Genomic DNA, 17759 nt, shown 5'->3' with positions numbered 1-17759 from the left:
TAAATTTGGGCTGATATATACAGACAAACAGACCAACTGGGCGAATAATATAAGACAAAATTTATGGCTGAAGTTATAAGAATGCCCAAGATGAGTGACACGATGACTGAGGGGGTGATTGCATCTTGGCTTAAGAAAGAAGGCGATAAGGTAAGCTCCGGCGACATCCTGGCCGAGGTTGAAACAGACAAGGCAACAATGGAGCTGGAGTCTTACGAAGATGGCACCCTGTTATATATAGGGCCTAAAAAAGGAGACACTATTCCTGTGGATGGTGTGCTCGCTATCATCGGTAAAGACGGTGAGGATATTGCAGACTTGCTGGAAGAAATAAAAGGCGGAGGTAAGCCTGCTGCCAAAGAAGAGCCGAAGAAGGAGGAAGAGAAGCCGGTTGAAACAAAACCTGCTGCTTCCAGAGAAGAAGCTCCTGCCAAGCCCGCTGTGGATGTAAGCAGCATCAAGGCAAACATCATCAGAATGCCTAAAATGAGTGACACCATGACAGAAGGTGTGCTTGTGAACTGGCAGAAGAAACAAGGCGATAAAGTAAAATCCGGTGATATATTAGCTGAGGTAGAAACCGATAAAGCGACTATGGAACTGGAATCTTACGAAGACGGCACCCTGCTCTATACAGGTGTAAAGGAAGGTGAATCAGTAGCTGTAGATGCCATCATAGCCATTATAGGTGAAGAAGGTGCTAACTACAAAGCTCTATTGGAAGCTGCTTCTTCTAACAACCAGTCGCGCGAAGAGAATGCCCAGACTGACGAGGACATTGAAGCACGAGCTGACGCTGTTACTTCAGATAAAGTAGAGGAAACGAAAGTGCCAGGTCCGGAGTCTGCTGCACCATCAGAAGGGGATGCCTCCTCTGAAAACGGACGTATTAAAGCTTCTCCGCTTGCCAAGAAAATGGCAGAGGAAAAAGGCTATAAAATATCCCAGATAAAAGGTACAGGCGAAGGTGGCCGCATTGTTTTGCGCGATATTGAGAACTATAGCCCATCTGCCGCACCGCAGGAAGCTGCCTCCAAGGACAAAGCTGCTGTTCCGCAAATTGCGACCACGCCGGGTATGCCATCAGAGGAGTACGAAGAGGTGAACGTATCGCAGATGCGTAAGGTAATTGCCCGTCGTCTGTCAGAGAGCCTTTTCACTGCACCGCATTTCTTCCTGACTATGTCTATTGATATGGACAAAGCGATGGAAGCACGTGTCAGCATGAATGAGGTGTCTCCGGTTAAAATTTCTTTTAACGACTTAGTTATTAAAGCCGCTGCTGCAGCCTTGCGTCAGCATCCGGCGGTTAACTCCTCCTGGTTAGGAGATAAGATCCGTTACAACAAGCACATCAACATCGGAGTAGCTGTAGCGGTAGAAGAAGGCTTGCTGGTACCAGTGGTGCGTAACGCTGATTTCAAAACTATTTCTGCTATCTCTGCTGAGGTGAAAGACCTTGGAGGCAAAGCGAAGAGCAAGAAGCTGCAGCCAGCTCAAATGGAAGGCAGCACGTTCTCAATTTCCAACCTGGGTATGTTTGGCATTGATGAATTCACAGCTATCATCAACCCACCGAACGCCTGTATTATGGCTGTAGGTGGTATCTCACAGGTACCGGTTGTGAAAAACGGGGAGATCAAAATTGGCAATGTGATGAAAGTGACCTTGTCCTGCGACCACCGTGTAGTAGACGGTGCTGTTGGTTCTGCCTTCCTGCAGACATTCAAAAACCTGTTGGAGAACCCGGTTAGAATTCTGGTTTAGAATTCTAAAGTATAGATTGAAAAGAGAAGCCTCTTCTGCTAACGCGGGAGAGGCTTCTCTTTTATAGGCATAATTTATTTTAGATGTTTTTGCCGGTAGCTGTAAGTTTTCAGTATTCACTGCGACTAATAGTTTAAAGGCCCTGATCCCTTGGAAAAAGAATTTTTAGAAATCATCACAAAGCACCAGGCTATCATTCTGAAAGTTTGCAGAATGTATGGCAGCAGCCGTGATGACTCTGAGGATTTGTTTCAGGAGATAGTGTTTCAGTTGTGGCGGTCATTCCCAGGCTTCCGGCAAGATGCAAAGGTTACCACCTGGATGTACCGGTTGGCGCTGAACACCGCCATAACCAGCTTGCGCAAAAATGGCCAAAAGCAGCAGTGGCAGCCATTAAGCACGGGGCATGGCAACATTCCTGAACCTGAAACTGAGCGCCTTGATGTAGTCTATGACCAGGAGTTGCAGACAGCAGTGAATGTCCTGAACAAATTAGATAAAGCCCTCGTGATGCTTTACCTCGATGAGAAGAGTTATCGGGAAATGGCTGAAATTATGGAGTTATCTGAAGCCAACATTGGCGTGAAGATTAACAGAATAAAGAAGAAGCTAAAACAAATACTTAACCCTTAAGCCGATGGAACTGGATGACTTAAAGGCAAAATGGCAAAGTGAAACAACGAATCATTCACATTTAAATCAGAAGAGCATGGCACAGATCCAAGATATTTTAAACGGGAAGACAACTGACCTCATTACTTCTATGAAGCGAAAGTATGAGAAGATTATTAGCATTATGTTGGGAGGTATGCTCCTTATGGTACTGGTGCATCCAATCCTCACGGATGGCTTTACCTACCCAGGTTCGATAAATGGCTACGTTAAATTGATGTTCTTTTACCTTGTACTGATTATCTTTTATTGGCAGAAACTAAAAAACATCAATCATTTGCAGTTAAGCGATCATTTAAAGGAGCGAATGGAACAGCTATTAGTCATGCTTCAGCGGAACTACAAAACGGAAGTGACATTCGTTGTGCTGTTCTTTTTCAGCATGATCATCATTGGCAGGTTCTTCTATGGCAGAGGACTTCAGGACCTGGATGACACGGGAGTGCTCATTGGATTCCCTTTGTCAATCTTGTTTACCGGTGCTGTTATTTACTTTATTGTGAGGCGCTACAAGCATCAAATTAAAGAGCTAAAAGAGTATCTGGCAGAATACGAAGAAGCAGCATGAATGGCATATTATTTAAAAAAAATGTGTCTGCACCTGTGCTGCACGAGCAGCGGACACACTACTGCTTCCTTTATCTAATTGTCTTTCAATGTAACTTTATATATCAAATTGTAGCTGCACCTAATTATTTTCTCCTGTATATCTTAAAAACATAGTAGAAGAACAGCAGAATAGCTGCAATAACGAAAATAGCTGCCCAGGAGCTAGGGCGCATAACAGCATCATCGTCAAAGTCGCAGCCTCCAAGTAGTAGGGAGATGAATAGAAATATGAGGCTGGGAGGCCATTTGATAGCTTTCTTTTTCATGAAGGCATTTTCCAAAATTTCTACTTCAGATGTTTTTTTAGCTCTTCCTTGTCCATTTTAGAACGTCCGCGAATATCCTGTTCCTTTGCCTTTTCGTATAGTTCCTCCTTTGTCATATCCGAAAAGTCCTGCTTATTGCCTTTCGAGCCATTTCCCTGATCCTGGTGGTACTGCTTCTCGCTGCCTTTGTCCCCGGGGCCTTTTACATGGTAATCCACCTTGTCAGCTTTTACCTTGTCATCCGTCACAATTACTTTTTTGCGCTTGTCGTTATTTGTGGGGAGGCCTTTGGGCAGCACAAATTCCTTATACATCGTTTTAGTATCCTTCAGGAAAAGGTGGGGCATGTCCCTAAACTCGGGGTCGTCTTTGAAGTCAGCCAGATAATACTGGCCCTTGTCCACCGTCTTTTCTTTTTCGTGGTCTGAATCAGATTTCACCAGGATGTGGCCCTGACTTGTCTCCACCACCGCATACCACTCTTTTTCATCCAACGAAAGGATTTGATGTCCCGCTGTTGTTTTGAAAAGTTCGTACTCTCCCTCTTTCTTTAGTTTTCCGTGCATAGCTCTTGCTGCTAAGTGAAGGGTGCTTAGAATTTGTACGGCTTAAATCTATACCTGTTTTACGCTATACAAGCAGTAAACTATAATATACTTTTATGAATACTTGAAGTGAATAACCCTCAAACACTTGAGGATGCTTCCATACCCTTGTCGTTATCATCTATGCCAAGCCGACTGGACCGATTTTTCCACTTATCCCGTGCCCATTTCTGAAGGTCTTCTATAGCATCAAATTCATCTGTTATTTCCAGCCCCAACAGTGTCTCTATAATATCCTCCATCGTTACAATGCCTGCTGTGCCACCATATTCGTCCACTACAAGCGCGATGTGTTCTTTGTTTTCCATCAGGTTGGTGAATAGGGTAGGGACTGGTGTGTGTTCGCTAACAGCCTTTATATGACGCTTGATAGTTGTAAGTGCCATGTTTCCTTTTCCTTCAATAATGTGATGTTGCACTTCATTTTTAAGCACATATCCCGTAATATGGTCAATAGAGACATCATAGACAGGTATCCTGGAGAAAGGTAAGTTTTCCGTATCTTCATAAAGCGCCTGAATGGATTCCGTTTCCGGTGCTGCTCTGATTACTGTACGGGGCGTCATAATGTGGCTGGCCAGGATGACGTTAAAGCGTAACACATTATTAATAACCCTCGACTCATTTTGGTGCAGAACGCCCTCTTTGGCCCCAATTTCTGCCATGGCTGTAAAGTCAGCACGACTCAGTACACTTTTGCCCTTATCCTGTTTCATGCGTTTAGTGATGAATTGAGAGAAGAGGATGATGGGGTAAAGTGGGGAGTATATCATAATCTTCAGCGTGCGCACAGTAAATGGGGTGAGTTGGCGCCAGTAGTTTGCCCCGAGCGTTTTAGGTATTATTTCGGTGAGAATGAGGATAATAATCGTCAGCACCACAGAGACTATAGTCAGGGCTTCCTCGCCCCATATGATTTGTGCCTGTGCCCCCACGCCTGCAGCACCAATTGTATGGGCAAAAGTATTGAGTGTGAGGATGGCTGCAAGCGGCCGGTCAATGTTGTCTTTAAAATCCTGCAGGTCTTTCCCCAGGGAGGGGTTCTGTTGCCCTACAATGCTTGCATGAGAGGGATTAATACTGAGCAGGGAAGCCTCCAGTAATGAACATAGAAAAGAAAAAACCAGCGCAATAGCTAGGTAAAGAATCAGTAAACCCATGTAAAAGGCGTTTTATTTAAAGCGTGAACAGTGGAAAGTATATAACCATTAGCATAGCATCCGCCAGCTGTATAGGCAATTATCCGGTACATATGCAAAGGCCACTTTTTACCTTCCCCTGAACATCTTTGCGATAAAATAGATAATGAGTAATACAATGCCGATGAGGATAAGAATTGTCCAGAAACCGAACTCCAGTACATCACCCACAAAGTCACAACTACTAAGCGTAAGTGTGAAGAGCAGGAACAGAAGGCTGTAGAGCCACTGGATTTCTAAATTTTTCATAGTTTTTTGAGTTACATATCAAAAAGAAGATAGTAGATTGAATTAATGCAACATGCATATATACAGAGGGTGAATGTTTTATGTTTTAGAGTTACCGTCGGTGCTCATAAGAGGTGTAGAATTATTCGACACCGTAAACCTCATACTAAAAGGCAGACAATTTGGCTGTATTTATTGCATTGGCTTCTTGTTTGATTATAGCGTAGCTTTATCATATGAACTTGCAACACCAGGAACAACCTGCGGGGAGCCTGACATAAATAGAACCATGACAAAAATAAGATCAACTACTGTATGTGGTATATACCACAATGGCGAAGTAGCACTTGGTGCCGATGGGCAAGCTACCATGGACAAACATATCGCCAAAAGTAATGTTAAGAAAATCCGTAAGCTGCTGGACGGTAAAATAGTAACAGGCTTTGCAGGCTCCACTGCAGACGCTTTTACTTTGCTGGAACGATTTGAAGAAAAATTAGGCGCCTACCAGAGCAATATGAAACGCGCTGCCATAGAACTGGCAAAAGACTGGCGCAAAGACCAGTACCTGCGCAAGCTGGAAGCCATGATGGTGGTGGCCAACAAAGACGAACTGCTGATTATATCCGGAACAGGTGATGTGCTGGAGCCGGATAACCAGATTGCAGCCATTGGCTCTGGTAGTATGTATGCGCACGCTGCCGCTCTGGCACTTAAAAAGCATGCGCCGCATTTATCTGCAGAAGAGATGGTGCGCGAAGCGCTGAACATTGCAGCCGATATTTGTATCTACACTAACCATAACCTGGTGATAGAGAAGCCGGCTAAATAATCTATTTTACCACCTTCAGATAAAGAAAGAAAATTTAAGATTTCATGAATTTTTCTGTGCAATTTATGTTATGCATCTGAATCCGGAGGTCATATACCCGGCTATCATTCCACCCTCATATGTTTGGTGTTCGAACAGCTGCTGTTTATATGCCGTAAGGTATAAATCAGTAAATAATTCATAAATTGCCGAGCCAAGCTGCCAAATAGGACACAGATTGGTGCAAAATAATCAACTATGCAGGTAACAGATTTTTTAAAGAAACACTACAAACATTTTAACGCAGCTTCTTTGATTGATGCTGCCGAAGGTTATAAAACACACCTGAATAACGGTGGTAAAATGCTGGTGACATTGGCAGGTGCTATGTCTACAGCTGAGTTAGGTATTATTCTGGCTGAAATGATTCGCCAGGATAAAGTTCATGCCATCTCCTGTACAGGTGCTAACCTCGAAGAAGATATCTTCAATCTGGTGGCGCACGACTTTTATGAGCGTGTTCCGCATTACCGTGAATTGTCTGCAGCCGATGAAGAGGAGCTTTTAAGTCGCCACCTGAATCGTGTAACAGATACATGTATCCCGGAAGAAGAAGCCATGCGACGCTTGGAGCATGTTGTGTTGAAGTACTGGGAAAAAGCAGATAAGGCTGGTGAATCCTATTTCCCGCACGAATTCTTTTACCAGATGCTATTATCCGGTGATTTGGAGCAATATTACCAGATCGACCCGAAGAACAGCTGGATGCTGGAAGCAGCAAAGAAGAATCTTCCGATCATCTGCCCGGGTTGGGAAGACTCTACCTTAGGTAACATCTATGCCGGTCACGTTATCAGCGGTGACATCAAGAATGTGCATACCATGAAAACAGGTATTCAGTACATGATGCAGCTGGCTGACTGGTATACAGAAACTGCCAAAGAAGAATCTACTATTGGTTTCTTCCAGATTGGTGGTGGTATTGCCGGTGACTTCCCGATTTGCGTAGTACCAATGCTGCACCAGGATTTACAGCGTGGAGGTGTTCCGCTTTGGGGGTACTTCGCCCAGATTTCTGACTCCACTACCAGCTATGGTTCTTACTCTGGCGCTGTGCCGAACGAAAAAATTACCTGGGGTAAGTTAGGGAAAGACACTCCGAAATATATGATTGAGTCGGATGCTACGATTGTGGCGCCACTTATCTTCGCGATTGTATTGGATATGTAATAATCTAATTCCTGCTTGTTACTAGTAGGTTTAAAATTCTAAAGCACTGGCCATCATCAGCCAGTGCTTTTTTTATGGGCCTATTGTAACTTACTCCCTCTACATCTAAAAACAATTTACAAAGTTTGTTTCTCTTTTAGTTTGGTAGTCATTAAAGTTATTTACCTATCCTCCCGCTGGGGACTAAAAAGTGGCCGGTTTGGTTTGCCTTAACATCAGTCATATTACATTAAACTTAGTCTCTGCTGCATCTGCACTTTTTCTATTAGGGCATATCGATTGCATACTTTGTGTAGGGTTTTCTTCGTTGATGTGATAACTTCAGAGTGGTGATGCTCTGAATTTTAATTATTTCAACCCTTACAACAAGTATTTTCATTTCCATAGAAGTTATGTTGTCGTTCAGAAAAATGTGCTGTATTCCTGCAGCACTTCTATCTTGCTGCGCCCTTTCTTCCTGCGAACAGATCACTGATGTGGTACCTAAACAGGAACAGCCGCAGGTAGATAGAGAAGCAATCTATACTATTAAAGAAGGTTTTCATTATGCAGATATAAATTCCTATAAGAGGCGAACTACAGATCGTCTACGATTTTCCGTTGTTTTCGACAGTACTGCTATTTATACAACAGCAGACCCAGATAACCAGGGAGATATAAACAAGCTGTATGGTTTGTCAGACTGCGGCAGCGCGCACCATACCAACAGTGCCCGGTTTGGATGGAGGTGGTACAACGGCAAACTGGAATTACACGCTTATACTTACTTTAACAATGAGCGAAACGCTGCTTATGTAGGCTCTGTAACACTAGGTGAACCTGCCATTTGCGAAATCAGGATGGAGAACAAGAAATATGTGTTCTATTTAAATGGAAAGTCTGTGTCTTTGCCTAGGGCCTGCACAGGAACAGGAGAGGGCTACCAGCTTTATCCTTATTTTGGAGGCGATGAAACAGCACCACACGATGTCACTATCACCATTCGGGAGCTTCCGGAAGTGATGATTTAGAGGAGGCTGATAGCCAGAGTGTATTTGCTTAAGCGCACTGTACTGTATAGTGGCTGAAATTCAGATGATCTAAAACAAAAAACCCTGAGCCAGTAATGACTCAGGGTTTTCTTTTATACTATGGGAATTGATTACATCATGCCGCCCATGCCGCCCATGCCACCTGGCATAGCTGGCGCACCTTTCTCTTCTTCCGGATCCTCAGAAACTACACACTCAGTAGTTAACAACAGACCAGCGATAGAAGCAGCGTTCTCAAGGGCCAAACGAGTTACCTTCGTTGGGTCGATGATACCAGCGGCGAACATGTTCTCATACCTGTCGTCGCGGGCGTTGTAGCCGTAGTCAGTTTTGCCTTCGCGAACTGCCTGTACTACTACTGAACCCTCGCCACCAGCGTTGTAAACGATAGTTCTAAGCGGAGACTCCAAGGCAGTCTTAATGATCTGCACGCCTGTCTGCTCATCAGCATTGTATACGTCGATGTTGTTCAGGGCATCAATCGCACGGATAAGGGCAACGCCACCACCTGCTACGATACCTTCTTCAACGGCAGCACGTGTTGCGTGCAATGCATCGTCTACACGGTCTTTCTTCTCTTTCATCTCTACTTCTGTAGAAGCACCGATGTAAAGGATAGCTACACCACCAGACAGTTTCGCAAGACGCTCCTGCAGTTTCTCTCTGTCATAGTCAGATGTAGTAGACTCCATCTGAGATTTGATCTGGTTCACACGAGCCACGATATCATCTTTCTGACCGGCACCGTTAACAAGTGTCGTGTTGTCTTTGTCGATGATAACTTTCTCTGCCTGGCCTAAATACTCCAGGGTTGCATTCTCCAGTTTGTAGCCACGCTCTTCAGAGATAACAGTACCACCTGTCAGGATGGCGATATCTTCCAGCATTGCTTTTCTTCTGTCGCCGAAGCCAGGAGCTTTTACAGCGGCAATTTTCAGGGAGCCACGCAGTTTGTTCACTACAAGTGTAGCAAGTGCCTCTCCGTCTACATCCTCAGAAACAATTACAAGGCCTTTACCAGTCTGAACCACTTGCTCCAATACAGGAAGCAGTTCTTTCATAGTAGAAACTTTCTTGTCGTAGATCAGGATGTAAGGATTGTCAAACTCCGCTTCCATTTTCTCTGCGTTGGTCACAAAGTATGGAGACAGGTAACCGCGGTCGAACTGCATACCTTCCACAGTTTTTACTTCTGTTTCAGTACCTTTTGCTTCTTCTACAGTGATCACACCGTCTTTACCAACTTTATCCATTGCATCGGCAATCATTTTACCGATTTCAGCGTCGTTGTTGGCAGAGATAGTACCTACCTGAGAGATTTCAGAAGAGTTCTCGATTTTCTTTGACTGAGAGCGAAGGTTTTCTACTACCGCATGAACGGCTTTGTCGATACCACGCTTCAGGTCCATTGGGTTAGCACCAGCCGCTACGTTCTTAATACCGGCAGTGTAAATAGCCTGCGCCAGTACAGTAGCAGTAGTAGTACCGTCACCAGCCTGGTCAGCTGTTTTAGAGGCGATTTCTTTTAACAGTTGTGCACCCATGTTCTCGATAGGGTCTTTCAGCTCGATTTCTTTCGCAACTGAAACACCATCTTTCGTGATGGTTGGGGCACCGAATTTTTTGTCGATGATTACGTTACGGCCTTTAGGACCCAACGTAACTTTAACTGCATTTGCTAATTTATCAACGCCGGCCTTAATCTTGGTGCGGGCGTCTGTATCAAATGTGATGTTCTTAGCCATAGTTTAATATACTTTTGGATTACGATTTACAGAAAATGAATTAAAGGACAGCCAGGATGTCAGACTCGCGCATGATGAGGTAGTCGTTACCGTCTACGGCGATCTCTGTGCCTGCGTACTTGCCATACAACACTTGGTCGCCAACTTGTACCTGTGGCTTCAGCAGGGCGCCCTGCTCAGAAGTTTTGCCTTCACCTACGGCTACTACCTCACCACGCTGTGGCTTCTCTTTGGCAGTGTCAGGAATGATGATGCCTGATTTTGTTTTCTCTTCTGCTGCAGCAGGAGCTACGATTACTCTGTCTGCTAATGGTTTAATGCTGATTGACATATGTTTTTGTTATTAGGTTATATTGTTTAGAAATGAGTTAATAACACTACTGCTCTATCAATTCCTTTGCCAAGACACGAATACTGCCATTTTAAGCCATTTTTTCAGCGTAAAGCGCCATTTTTTCTGTCATGTTTGGCAGATTCTGCCATATACAGGGAACTTTTTTTGATTTTGCTGACAAGATTGGTACCGGCAGTAAACAAAAAAGCCGACCTGAACGATCGGCTTTTCTGTTATATGGAATAAGAAGCAACGCTTACTGCGCGTTGGCTGTGTCTATCATTTCAGGAATGTCAGCGGCGTCCGGAATAACGGCAGCACTGTCTTCTCCGGCTACACCAGCACCTGGGAAGGTGGCAGCACCTCCAGGAAGTTGCGACTGACGTGCACGCTCCTCGTTAACGCTTCTGCTCACAGTAGAATCACCGGCAGAGTCAACCATCATGTGTGTACCTAATGTCAGTACAACCAGTGTAATGGCGAAACCCCATGTCAGTTTTTCTAACAGGTCTCCGGTGCGTTTCACGCCCATTAGCTGGCTGGCACCACCGCCGCCAAACTGGCTTGAAAGGCCACCGCCCTTCGGGTTTTGAGCGAGTACAACTAATACCAGTAGTACGCAAATAAAGATAATGATACTGATAAGGGCGATATACATCTTAGTCTAAGTTTTGTAATTTTTCTATCTGTTCGGCAAAGTAACTCTTTTTTTCCGGATTTTTCAAAATGAGCTGCTCATATATTTTGATGGCCTTTTTTACCTTTCCCTGGTTCAGGAAAATATTGGCAAGGCTCTCTGATGCAATGCCTTTTTTAATCTTTGAGTTCCGTAAAGACAAATCTTCCTGCGGTTCCTGCTTCAGTTTGATGTTGTTCATCGCTTTCAGGCGCGGGTTCTGTTTCAGGAACTGATCAATGATATTGAGTTGATGGTGCAGGGAAGGGGCTTTCAGTTCTTCTGGCTTCTCCTCCAGTTCATGGGTCTTGCTATACTCCAGAATCAGTTCCGGGTGGAAACCAGCCGGTCGCTGACGCGTTACCTCATCCTTTAACTGCAGCACTTCCCCCATGCGGCTGGAGGACATCCAGTAACCGATGGAGTCTTCGGCGTACATGCGATCAATTTCACCAAGTGAATAATTAATCGGTGCTTCCTCGGGTGCTGGCACAGTTGTTTGCCTGTCATAGGCAGGAACAGCATCTGCATGGTCAGGCTCAGGTGAATGATGCTCTACAAGAGCGGGGGAGGTGGCGCTGTCTTCCAGCACATAAACTTCCTGTGCTGAAACAGGGCTTTCCTCCGCTATAATCTGAGCCAGTTCATCATTTGCCTCTCTGAAATCATCCGGAAAAATGACATGACCTGGCTGATCTTCTTCTTTTGTAACTGTGTTGAAAGTATCCGGCTTTTGCGCCAGAAGGTCAGTAAAGGAAGTATTCAGGCTGTTGATAGTAAGCAACTCGGCCAGCTCGTACGGAATCAGCTCGTCAGGCTCTTGTGTTGCCTCCAGGTTTTCTTCCTCCAGGCTTTCAACAGCATTAATATTATCAGATGGTCCAGCTACAGCTTCAGCTTTATCATCTTCTATATAGAGTTTATCTTCAGCTGCTATCTCGTCCGGAATATATGCTGTTTCCCCGGCTACGGTTTCATCAGCGGGAGCCTCCTGCTGCAATGTTTGCGTTGATGTAACTTCTTTAGCATCAGGAGCGTTAATGGTTTCCTCCTGATGTGATTCTGTAACTTTTGTCGCCAGGTTTTCAGAAGTTTCCAGAACCATTACTTCTTGCTCCGCTACCACCGGTTCTTCAAATACCGGCGCAGGCACAGGCGAGGTATAGATGATACGCTTCAGCACCTGCCGGTTGGTGGCATAGGCTGAAGCCCGGCGCAGGCGCTGCGTAGAAAGCATGCTGCCCTTGTCGTAAGCCGATTTAGCCAATAGAAGATGAGCCGTCTGGCAATACGGGAAAGTAGCGGCCATCTTCTCCAGTTCTTCTGTTTGCTGGTCGGAGATACTCGCTGCCTGTTGGATCAGTTCAAGAAATGCTGACTTGTTCATGCTGGCTAACTACTTAAATAAAAGGGGCACTACCAATCTGCCACTGTTTTGTTGAATACGTCTGTCACTAAGCGTTCTGACAGCTGCTCTATCTGCACGGTAGACAGCTGAGTGATATCCGTATCCGCCGGAAAGTCCTGGGAAATGGTAAACGCCCTGTCGAAGTCTTTTTCAGGCTCCTTTGTGTTCATAAAGCGAACCTGTACACTTAATGTCAGGCGGTTCAACCCGGCAATATCATTCTGCCCTTCCCGCTGAATAGCAGCAGGAGAATAATTAAAGCTAACAATCTGTCCTTCCAATTGCAAGTCGCCTTCGTCCTGCAGTACCGTTAAGTTTGTGTTGCGGCGGTAGTAGTCCGTAAAATTGTTTGTCACCACCTGTGTCAGGTTTGCGGGGCCTTCTCCTGTCAGGTTTTCAAAATTCTGAATGGAGATGCTCCTGATATCCGGAGAAATAGTGGTGCCGGTGAAAGAATAAATGCCACAGCCACTGCACAACAGCAGCAGCAAGGTTAAAGCAAAGCTTACATGTCGCAGGCTAATCTTCAATGTCATACTGTTTTAATTTTCGATAAAGGGTGCGCTCCGAAATCCCTAAATCCTGGGCAGCATACTTGCGCTTGTTGTTATGCTTTTTGAGCGCTTTCAGGATAAGTTCTTTTTCTTTGTTCTCCAGCGACAGGCTTTCTTCCTCATACTCGTGCGGAATATCCTCCACTTTCTGCTCTTCGTACTCCTGCACCTGTGCTCTGTTAACGGGCAAGTAGTACGGTTCCTTGTGCAGGGGCTCCTGTGGCTGATAACTTCGGCCGTTGCCGTTGTACTGTTCAATGTTCTCAAAAAGGTGACCGTGCTCTTTCAGCAGTTCTTCTTCGTTTGGCTGATGTGTAGTAATCATGTCAAAAACCAGCTTTTTAAGCTCTGACACATCGCGCCGCATGTCGAACAGCACTTTGTAGAGCAGGTCGCGTTCCGAATAGTTGTGCTCGCCGCTTTGCTCTTTTGCCAGCACGGCAGGCAGGTTGCTTTTTACCTGTTCCTGCGGCAGATACTGCCGCATTTTCTGCCCGTCTACTTCCCGGTCATACTCCAGCACCGATATCTGCTCCACCATGTTCTTTAGCTGGCGGATGTTGCCCGGGAAAGGAAAGCGTATCAGTTCATGCACCGCATCCGGTGTCAGCGTAATCGGTTTTACTTTGTATTTCTCCGAAAAATCGGCAGCGAACTTGCGGAACAGCAGGTAGATATCATCTCCACGTTCACGTAAAGATGGAACCGTGATAGGTACTGTATTCAGACGGTAATAAAGGTCTTCCCGGAACCGGCCGTTCTCTACTGCTCTTATCAGGTTCACGTTTGTGGCAGCTACTACCCGCACATCCGTCTTCTGCACCTTCGAGGAACCCACTTTGATAAATTCACCGTTTTCCAGCACCCGCAACAGGCGTGCCTGCGTGCCTAAGGGCATTTCCCCGATCTCATCCAGGAAAATAGTGCCGCCATCTGTTACTTCAAAATAACCCTTACGTGCTTCCTGGGCACCTGTAAAAGAACCTTTCTCATGTCCGAAAAGCTCAGAATCTATCGTGCCCTCTGGGATGGCACCACAGTTAATGGCAATGAACTGCCCGTGCTTGCGAGGGCTCAGCTGGTGAATGATCTTCGAAAATGATTCTTTACCACTACCGCTTTCCCCGGTGATAAGCACTGTCATATCTGTAGGCGCCACCTGCACCGCCACTTGTATGGCATGGTTGAGCAGGTGGGAGTTGCCTATAATACCAAAACGCTGCTTTATGCTTTGTATATCAATATTGCGCATGTAATTCAATGTGCTAATGGGTAAATGTGCTAATCAGTTAAATTTCTAATGTGCTTCCTCCGGAGAGATGCTATCAATCTGCCAGCACATTACCTTATTAAATAATCAGCACATTAATCTATGGCTTTCCCGAAAAGGGTGCCTACGCTGCAGTCGTGCACGAACACGTTCACGTAATCGCCTTTTTTATAATGTTTCTTGTCGAAGATAACCACCTTGTTCTGGTCGTTGCGTCCGCTCAGCTGCTCATCTGACTTCTTTGAGAATCCTTCTACCAATACTTTGTGCACCCTGCCCACGTCCAGCTTGTTGCGGTTCAGGGAGGTTTCGCGTTGTTTTTCTATGATTTCGGCCAGGCGGCGCTTTTTCACTTCCAGTGGAATATCGTCTTCCAATTTGCGCGCAGCCAGTGTTCCTGGTCGCTCAGAGTAGAAGAACATATAGGAGTAGTCGTACTGCACATAGTCCATAAGCGTGAGGGTGTCCTGGTGCTCTTCTTCGGTTTCGGTGCAGAAGCCGGCAATCATATCGGAAGAAATACCGCACTCGTTACCTAAAATTCTTCTGATTGCATCCACGCGGTTCAGGTACCAGGCACGGTCGTAGGTGCGGTTCATGATCTCCAACACACGGGAGTTGCCGCTCTGTGCAGGCAGGTGGATGTATTTGCAGATGTTGTCGTGCTTTTTGATGGTGTACAACACTTCATCGGTGATGTCTTTGGGGTGCGAAGTGGAAAACCGGACACGCATATTGGTATCCACCAAGGCTACTTTTTCCAGGAGCTGCGCAAAGTTTACCGATTCGGTACCGTCTTCTGAGGCCCATTTGTAAGAGTCTACATTCTGGCCCAGCAGCGTTACTTCTTTATACCCTTGGTCTGACAGCGCCTGCGCCTCACGCACAATGGAGTTGGCATCGCGGCTGCGCTCGCGGCCACGGGTAAACGGCACTACGCAAAACGAGCACATGTTGTCGCAGCCCCGCATGATAGAGATGTAGGCGCTTACCCCGTTGCTGTTCAGTCGGATAGGGTTGATATCAGCATAGGTTTCTTCTCGGGAAAGCAGCACATTGACTGCCTTCTGTCCGCCATCCACTTCACTGATCAGGTTCGGTAGGTCGCGGTAAGCATCAGGACCTACTACCAGATCTACTATCTTTTCTTCTTCCAGCAAGGATTTTTTGAGACGCTCGGCCATGCAGCCCAGCACGCCTACCATCATTGCCGGCTTTTTCTTCTTATAATAATTGATCTGTCCTAAGCGGTTCCGAACCGTCTGTTCTGCCTTTTCGCGTATAGAGCAGGTATTCAGGAACACCAGGTCAGCCTGTGCGATGTCAGCCGTCGTGTCAAAACCCTGCTCAAACATGATGGATGACACAATTTCGCTATCGGAGAAATTCATCTGGCAGCCGTAGCTTTCAATGTATAGCTTGCGCCCCTTACCCGTGTTTGTTTCCGCAGTTACCTTTGTATCGCAGGCTGCAGCTTGCTCCGGTGTGCGGTTGTCTATAAAATCTAAATCTACTATTGGATCCATGGTATCAAATTACAGCTGCAAATATACAATAAACTCCTCTAAAAACGTGACAGAATGACAGGCGCTTTAATTAATTATGAATTCCGAATTCCGAATTATGAATTAAGTGTCTAAAAATGAGGAGTACTTTGTTTCTTCATTTTCACAAAGTGAAAAGCTAATAGTATGCATTCATTCTTTCTGTTAATCAGTTTCTAATTCATAATTCGTCATTCATAATTGAAGGCGCAAAGATCAGCCCCGACCAAGTACTTTTAAGATGGCCTGCGCCTTCAGCAGGCATTCCGCATACTCCTGCTCCGGGTCTGAGTCATAGGTGATGGCACTTCCGACCATAAAGGAGAGGTACTGCTGGCTGGCATTGTACTGTATGCTGCGGATTACCACATTAAAATCACAGTCGTTGTTCGGCTTAATGTAGCCATAAGCGCCTGAATACAAGCCCCGCCTGGTTACCTCCAGTTCCTCTATGCGCTGCAGGGCGCTTATTTTAGGAGCCCCCGTCATACTGCCCATCGGGAAAGCACCTTTAAGTGCATCTACCAAATCCTTGTCTGGCCGCAGTTCCCCTACAATGCTGGAGATCATCTGCGATACCTGCCTGAAGCCGTAAATGCCGAACATTTCCTCTACCTGCACGGTTCCGGTGGCACAGGAATGACTTAAATCATTTCGCACCAGGTCCACGATCATCATGTTCTCAGCGAGTTCTTTTTCATCGTGACGTAGCTGGTACTGCAGTGCTGCGTCTTCCTGTGGTGTTGCCCCGCGACGTATGGTGCCCTTGATGGGCTGCGAAATGAGTTTTTGGCTTTCTTTCTTCAAGAATCGCTCCGGGGAAGCACAGAGCAAGTATTTGTCCTGACACTTTAAATAGCCTGAAAACGGAGTAGGGGAAGCCTCGTTCAGCGCCAGGTAAAGGGGCAGTGGTTGAAGCACTGTGTTCTCCGCATAAAACTCGATGCAGTAGTTGAGTTCGTACACCTCGCCCTCCAATATGTGCTGTCGTATGCGCTCCACATCATTTGTGTATTGCCTTTTGGCTAGCCGCTGCTTTACTTCGACATTCATAGGAGCAACAGGGAAAGGAGCAGGTGTTGCTATGATAGAAGCTTTAGTTGTCGCTATGTTATCTTCTACACTGTAGATGTTTATGCCATCCTGCTTAAAGTACAGGTATAGTGTAGGAGAGAAGAAGTGCAGGAGAGGGAACCCTATATTATCGATGTTCTGACTTTGTAGTTTCTCCACCTGATTCTTCAAATCGTACGTCAGGAAACCGCAAAGAAGCGGGTGTTCCTGCTGTAGCTCCTGCCGAAGACTGTTGAAGGCGTCTTCCTCGAGAAGCGGTAGCGGAGCACCAGATGAAACAGCTAACAGGTGCTCAAACCCGTGGTGAGGATAGGGAATATTATTGGGGTTATAATAGGCTACATGCGGATGCTGATCAGCCCAGGCTAGTGCCTTTAATCTGAATTCCTCCAGTGAAAGGGGTAAATCTGTGGCCTTTATTTCTGCAGAAAACATGCTTTTTACTAATAAAGAGAGGGTATCAATCCGGGCTGTTTAGTCTCACCTTTCAAAAATTAACGTTATGCAACTCCAGATTGTAATTTGATTCAAGTCCCAGCGGGACGATCTGTTAATAGCTAAATGGCAGAAACCGCCCTTAGCTCCAGCGGAGCGGCCTGTAAAAACTTCCTTAACATGTCGCTCTGCTGGAGCGAAAGAATAGTGTGACACATTTTCTAACAACGGCCGTCCCGCCAGGACGCTTGCGTAACAATTGATAAGTAATAAATAAGAAAAAGGCCAACAACAAAAAAAA

At 45.7% G+C, this 17759-nt stretch carries 17 protein-coding genes; 6 read left to right on the top strand and 11 right to left on the bottom strand.

All coding sequences use genetic code 11. The annotated features are described in order from the left end of the window. The first annotated feature begins 63 nt into the window (after positions 1-63). The 3 genes from DXT99_RS03965 to DXT99_RS03955 all read left to right on the top strand — a co-directional run bounded on the left by DXT99_RS03965 (position 64) and on the right by DXT99_RS03955 (position 3007). Entirely contained in the window at positions 64-1767 is a 1704-nt protein-coding gene (locus DXT99_RS03965; RefSeq protein WP_115564227.1) for a pyruvate dehydrogenase complex dihydrolipoamide acetyltransferase, read from the top strand. A gap of 150 nt (positions 1768-1917) precedes the next feature. Next, a complete protein-coding gene (locus DXT99_RS03960; protein ID WP_115564226.1) occupies positions 1918-2400 on the top strand; it encodes an RNA polymerase sigma factor in 483 nt (160 codons plus the stop codon). Positions 2401-2476: 76 nt separating this feature from the next. Next, positions 2477-3007 (top strand): hypothetical protein, encoded by a 531-nt coding sequence (locus DXT99_RS03955; RefSeq protein WP_147294166.1) that lies wholly within the window; start codon positions 2477-2479, stop codon positions 3005-3007. A gap of 327 nt (positions 3008-3334) precedes the next feature. Here the strand turns inward: DXT99_RS03955 and DXT99_RS26970 are convergent, their stop codons facing one another. The 3 genes from DXT99_RS26970 to DXT99_RS03935 form a co-directional block, all read right to left on the bottom strand. Next, the gene (locus DXT99_RS26970) at positions 3335-3880 is read right to left on the bottom strand and encodes a hypothetical protein (RefSeq protein ID WP_181885025.1); all 546 of its coding nucleotides are present in this window, start codon (positions 3878-3880) and stop codon (positions 3335-3337) included. Positions 3881-3999: 119 nt separating this feature from the next. Further along, positions 4000-5079 (bottom strand): CNNM domain-containing protein, encoded by a 1080-nt coding sequence (locus DXT99_RS03940; protein ID WP_115564223.1) that lies wholly within the window; start codon positions 5077-5079, stop codon positions 4000-4002. A 108-nt stretch (positions 5080-5187) separates the two neighbouring features. Beyond that, positions 5188-5367, bottom strand: coding sequence for a hypothetical protein (locus DXT99_RS03935; RefSeq protein WP_115564222.1), 180 nt, complete (start codon positions 5365-5367; stop codon positions 5188-5190). A 268-nt stretch (positions 5368-5635) separates the two neighbouring features. Here DXT99_RS03935 and hslV point away from each other — a divergent pair, with 268 nt between their 5' ends. The 3 genes from hslV to DXT99_RS03920 all read left to right on the top strand — a co-directional run bounded on the left by hslV (position 5636) and on the right by DXT99_RS03920 (position 8397). After that, the gene (gene hslV / locus DXT99_RS03930; RefSeq protein ID WP_115564451.1) at positions 5636-6178 is read left to right on the top strand and encodes an ATP-dependent protease subunit HslV; all 543 of its coding nucleotides are present in this window, start codon (positions 5636-5638) and stop codon (positions 6176-6178) included. A 237-nt stretch (positions 6179-6415) separates the two neighbouring features. Then, on the top strand, positions 6416-7387 hold the full coding sequence (locus DXT99_RS03925; RefSeq protein ID WP_115564221.1) for a deoxyhypusine synthase family protein: 972 nt from the start codon (positions 6416-6418) through the stop codon (positions 7385-7387). Positions 7388-7863: 476 nt separating this feature from the next. After that, positions 7864-8397: a hypothetical protein gene (locus tag DXT99_RS03920; protein WP_246000438.1), complete on the top strand. Its 534-nt coding sequence runs from the start codon at positions 7864-7866 to the stop codon at positions 8395-8397. Positions 8398-8528: 131 nt separating this feature from the next. On the opposite strand, the gene groL is transcribed toward DXT99_RS03920, so the two are convergent. The 8 genes from groL to DXT99_RS03880 all read right to left on the bottom strand — a co-directional run bounded on the left by groL (position 8529) and on the right by DXT99_RS03880 (position 17458). After that, positions 8529-10163: a chaperonin GroEL gene (gene groL / locus DXT99_RS03915; RefSeq protein ID WP_115564219.1), complete on the bottom strand. Its 1635-nt coding sequence runs from the start codon at positions 10161-10163 to the stop codon at positions 8529-8531. Positions 10164-10203: 40 nt separating this feature from the next. Further along, positions 10204-10494 (bottom strand): co-chaperone GroES, encoded by a 291-nt coding sequence (gene groES, locus DXT99_RS03910; RefSeq protein WP_202915911.1) that lies wholly within the window; start codon positions 10492-10494, stop codon positions 10204-10206. Between the two features lie 259 nt (positions 10495-10753). Next, positions 10754-11155, bottom strand: a complete 402-nt coding sequence (gene secG, locus DXT99_RS03905) for a preprotein translocase subunit SecG (protein WP_115564218.1) — start codon at positions 11153-11155, stop codon at positions 10754-10756. Between the two features lies 1 nt (position 11156). Then, a complete protein-coding gene (locus DXT99_RS03900; RefSeq protein ID WP_115564217.1) occupies positions 11157-12560 on the bottom strand; it encodes a hypothetical protein in 1404 nt (467 codons plus the stop codon). 29 nt (positions 12561-12589) lie between these two features. Continuing rightward, the gene (lptE, locus tag DXT99_RS03895; RefSeq protein ID WP_115564216.1) at positions 12590-13117 is read right to left on the bottom strand and encodes an LPS assembly lipoprotein LptE; all 528 of its coding nucleotides are present in this window, start codon (positions 13115-13117) and stop codon (positions 12590-12592) included. After that, positions 13101-14387: a sigma-54 interaction domain-containing protein gene (locus DXT99_RS03890; RefSeq protein ID WP_115564215.1), complete on the bottom strand. Its 1287-nt coding sequence runs from the start codon at positions 14385-14387 to the stop codon at positions 13101-13103. Before DXT99_RS03890 ends, lptE begins: the two co-directional genes overlap by 17 nt. Before the next feature lie 113 nt (positions 14388-14500). Then, entirely contained in the window at positions 14501-15931 is a 1431-nt protein-coding gene (gene miaB / locus DXT99_RS03885; protein WP_115564214.1) for a tRNA (N6-isopentenyl adenosine(37)-C2)-methylthiotransferase MiaB, read from the bottom strand. Between the two features lie 234 nt (positions 15932-16165). Continuing rightward, positions 16166-17458 (bottom strand): anthranilate synthase component I family protein, encoded by a 1293-nt coding sequence (locus DXT99_RS03880; protein ID WP_115564213.1) that lies wholly within the window; start codon positions 17456-17458, stop codon positions 16166-16168. Between the last annotated feature and the right edge of the window lie 301 nt (positions 17459-17759).

Origin of the sequence: Pontibacter diazotrophicus, assembly GCF_003367245.1 — a bacterium.
Taxonomy (GTDB): Bacteria; Bacteroidota; Bacteroidia; order Cytophagales; family Hymenobacteraceae; genus Pontibacter; species Pontibacter diazotrophicus.
The sequence above is the reverse complement of the archived record's forward strand: the minus strand, read 5'-3'. Positions and strand labels throughout refer to the sequence as shown.

Coding starts and splice junctions, on each gene's coding strand:
- DXT99_RS03935 (WP_115564222.1), bottom strand. CDS start 5,367: ATGAAAAATTTAGAAATCCAGTGGCTCTACAGCCTTCTGTTCCTGCTC.
- miaB (WP_115564214.1), bottom strand. CDS start 15,931: ATGGATCCAATAGTAGATTTAGATTTTATAGACAACCGCACACCGGAG.
- DXT99_RS26970 (WP_181885025.1), bottom strand. CDS start 3,880: ATGCACGGAAAACTAAAGAAAGAGGGAGAGTACGAACTTTTCAAAACA.
- DXT99_RS03925 (WP_115564221.1), top strand. CDS start 6,416: ATGCAGGTAACAGATTTTTTAAAGAAACACTACAAACATTTTAACGCA.
- DXT99_RS03955 (WP_147294166.1), top strand. CDS start 2,477: ATGGCACAGATCCAAGATATTTTAAACGGGAAGACAACTGACCTCATT.
- DXT99_RS03900 (WP_115564217.1), bottom strand. CDS start 12,560: ATGAACAAGTCAGCATTTCTTGAACTGATCCAACAGGCAGCGAGTATC.
- DXT99_RS03965 (WP_115564227.1), top strand. CDS start 64: ATGGCTGAAGTTATAAGAATGCCCAAGATGAGTGACACGATGACTGAG.
- groES (WP_202915911.1), bottom strand. CDS start 10,494: ATGTCAATCAGCATTAAACCATTAGCAGACAGAGTAATCGTAGCTCCT.
- DXT99_RS03890 (WP_115564215.1), bottom strand. CDS start 14,387: ATGCGCAATATTGATATACAAAGCATAAAGCAGCGTTTTGGTATTATA.
- groL (WP_115564219.1), bottom strand. CDS start 10,163: ATGGCTAAGAACATCACATTTGATACAGACGCCCGCACCAAGATTAAG.
- DXT99_RS03880 (WP_115564213.1), bottom strand. CDS start 17,458: ATGTTTTCTGCAGAAATAAAGGCCACAGATTTACCCCTTTCACTGGAG.
- hslV (WP_115564451.1), top strand. CDS start 5,636: ATGACAAAAATAAGATCAACTACTGTATGTGGTATATACCACAATGGC.
- lptE (WP_115564216.1), bottom strand. CDS start 13,117: ATGACATTGAAGATTAGCCTGCGACATGTAAGCTTTGCTTTAACCTTG.
- secG (WP_115564218.1), bottom strand. CDS start 11,155: ATGTATATCGCCCTTATCAGTATCATTATCTTTATTTGCGTACTACTG.
- DXT99_RS03940 (WP_115564223.1), bottom strand. CDS start 5,079: ATGGGTTTACTGATTCTTTACCTAGCTATTGCGCTGGTTTTTTCTTTT.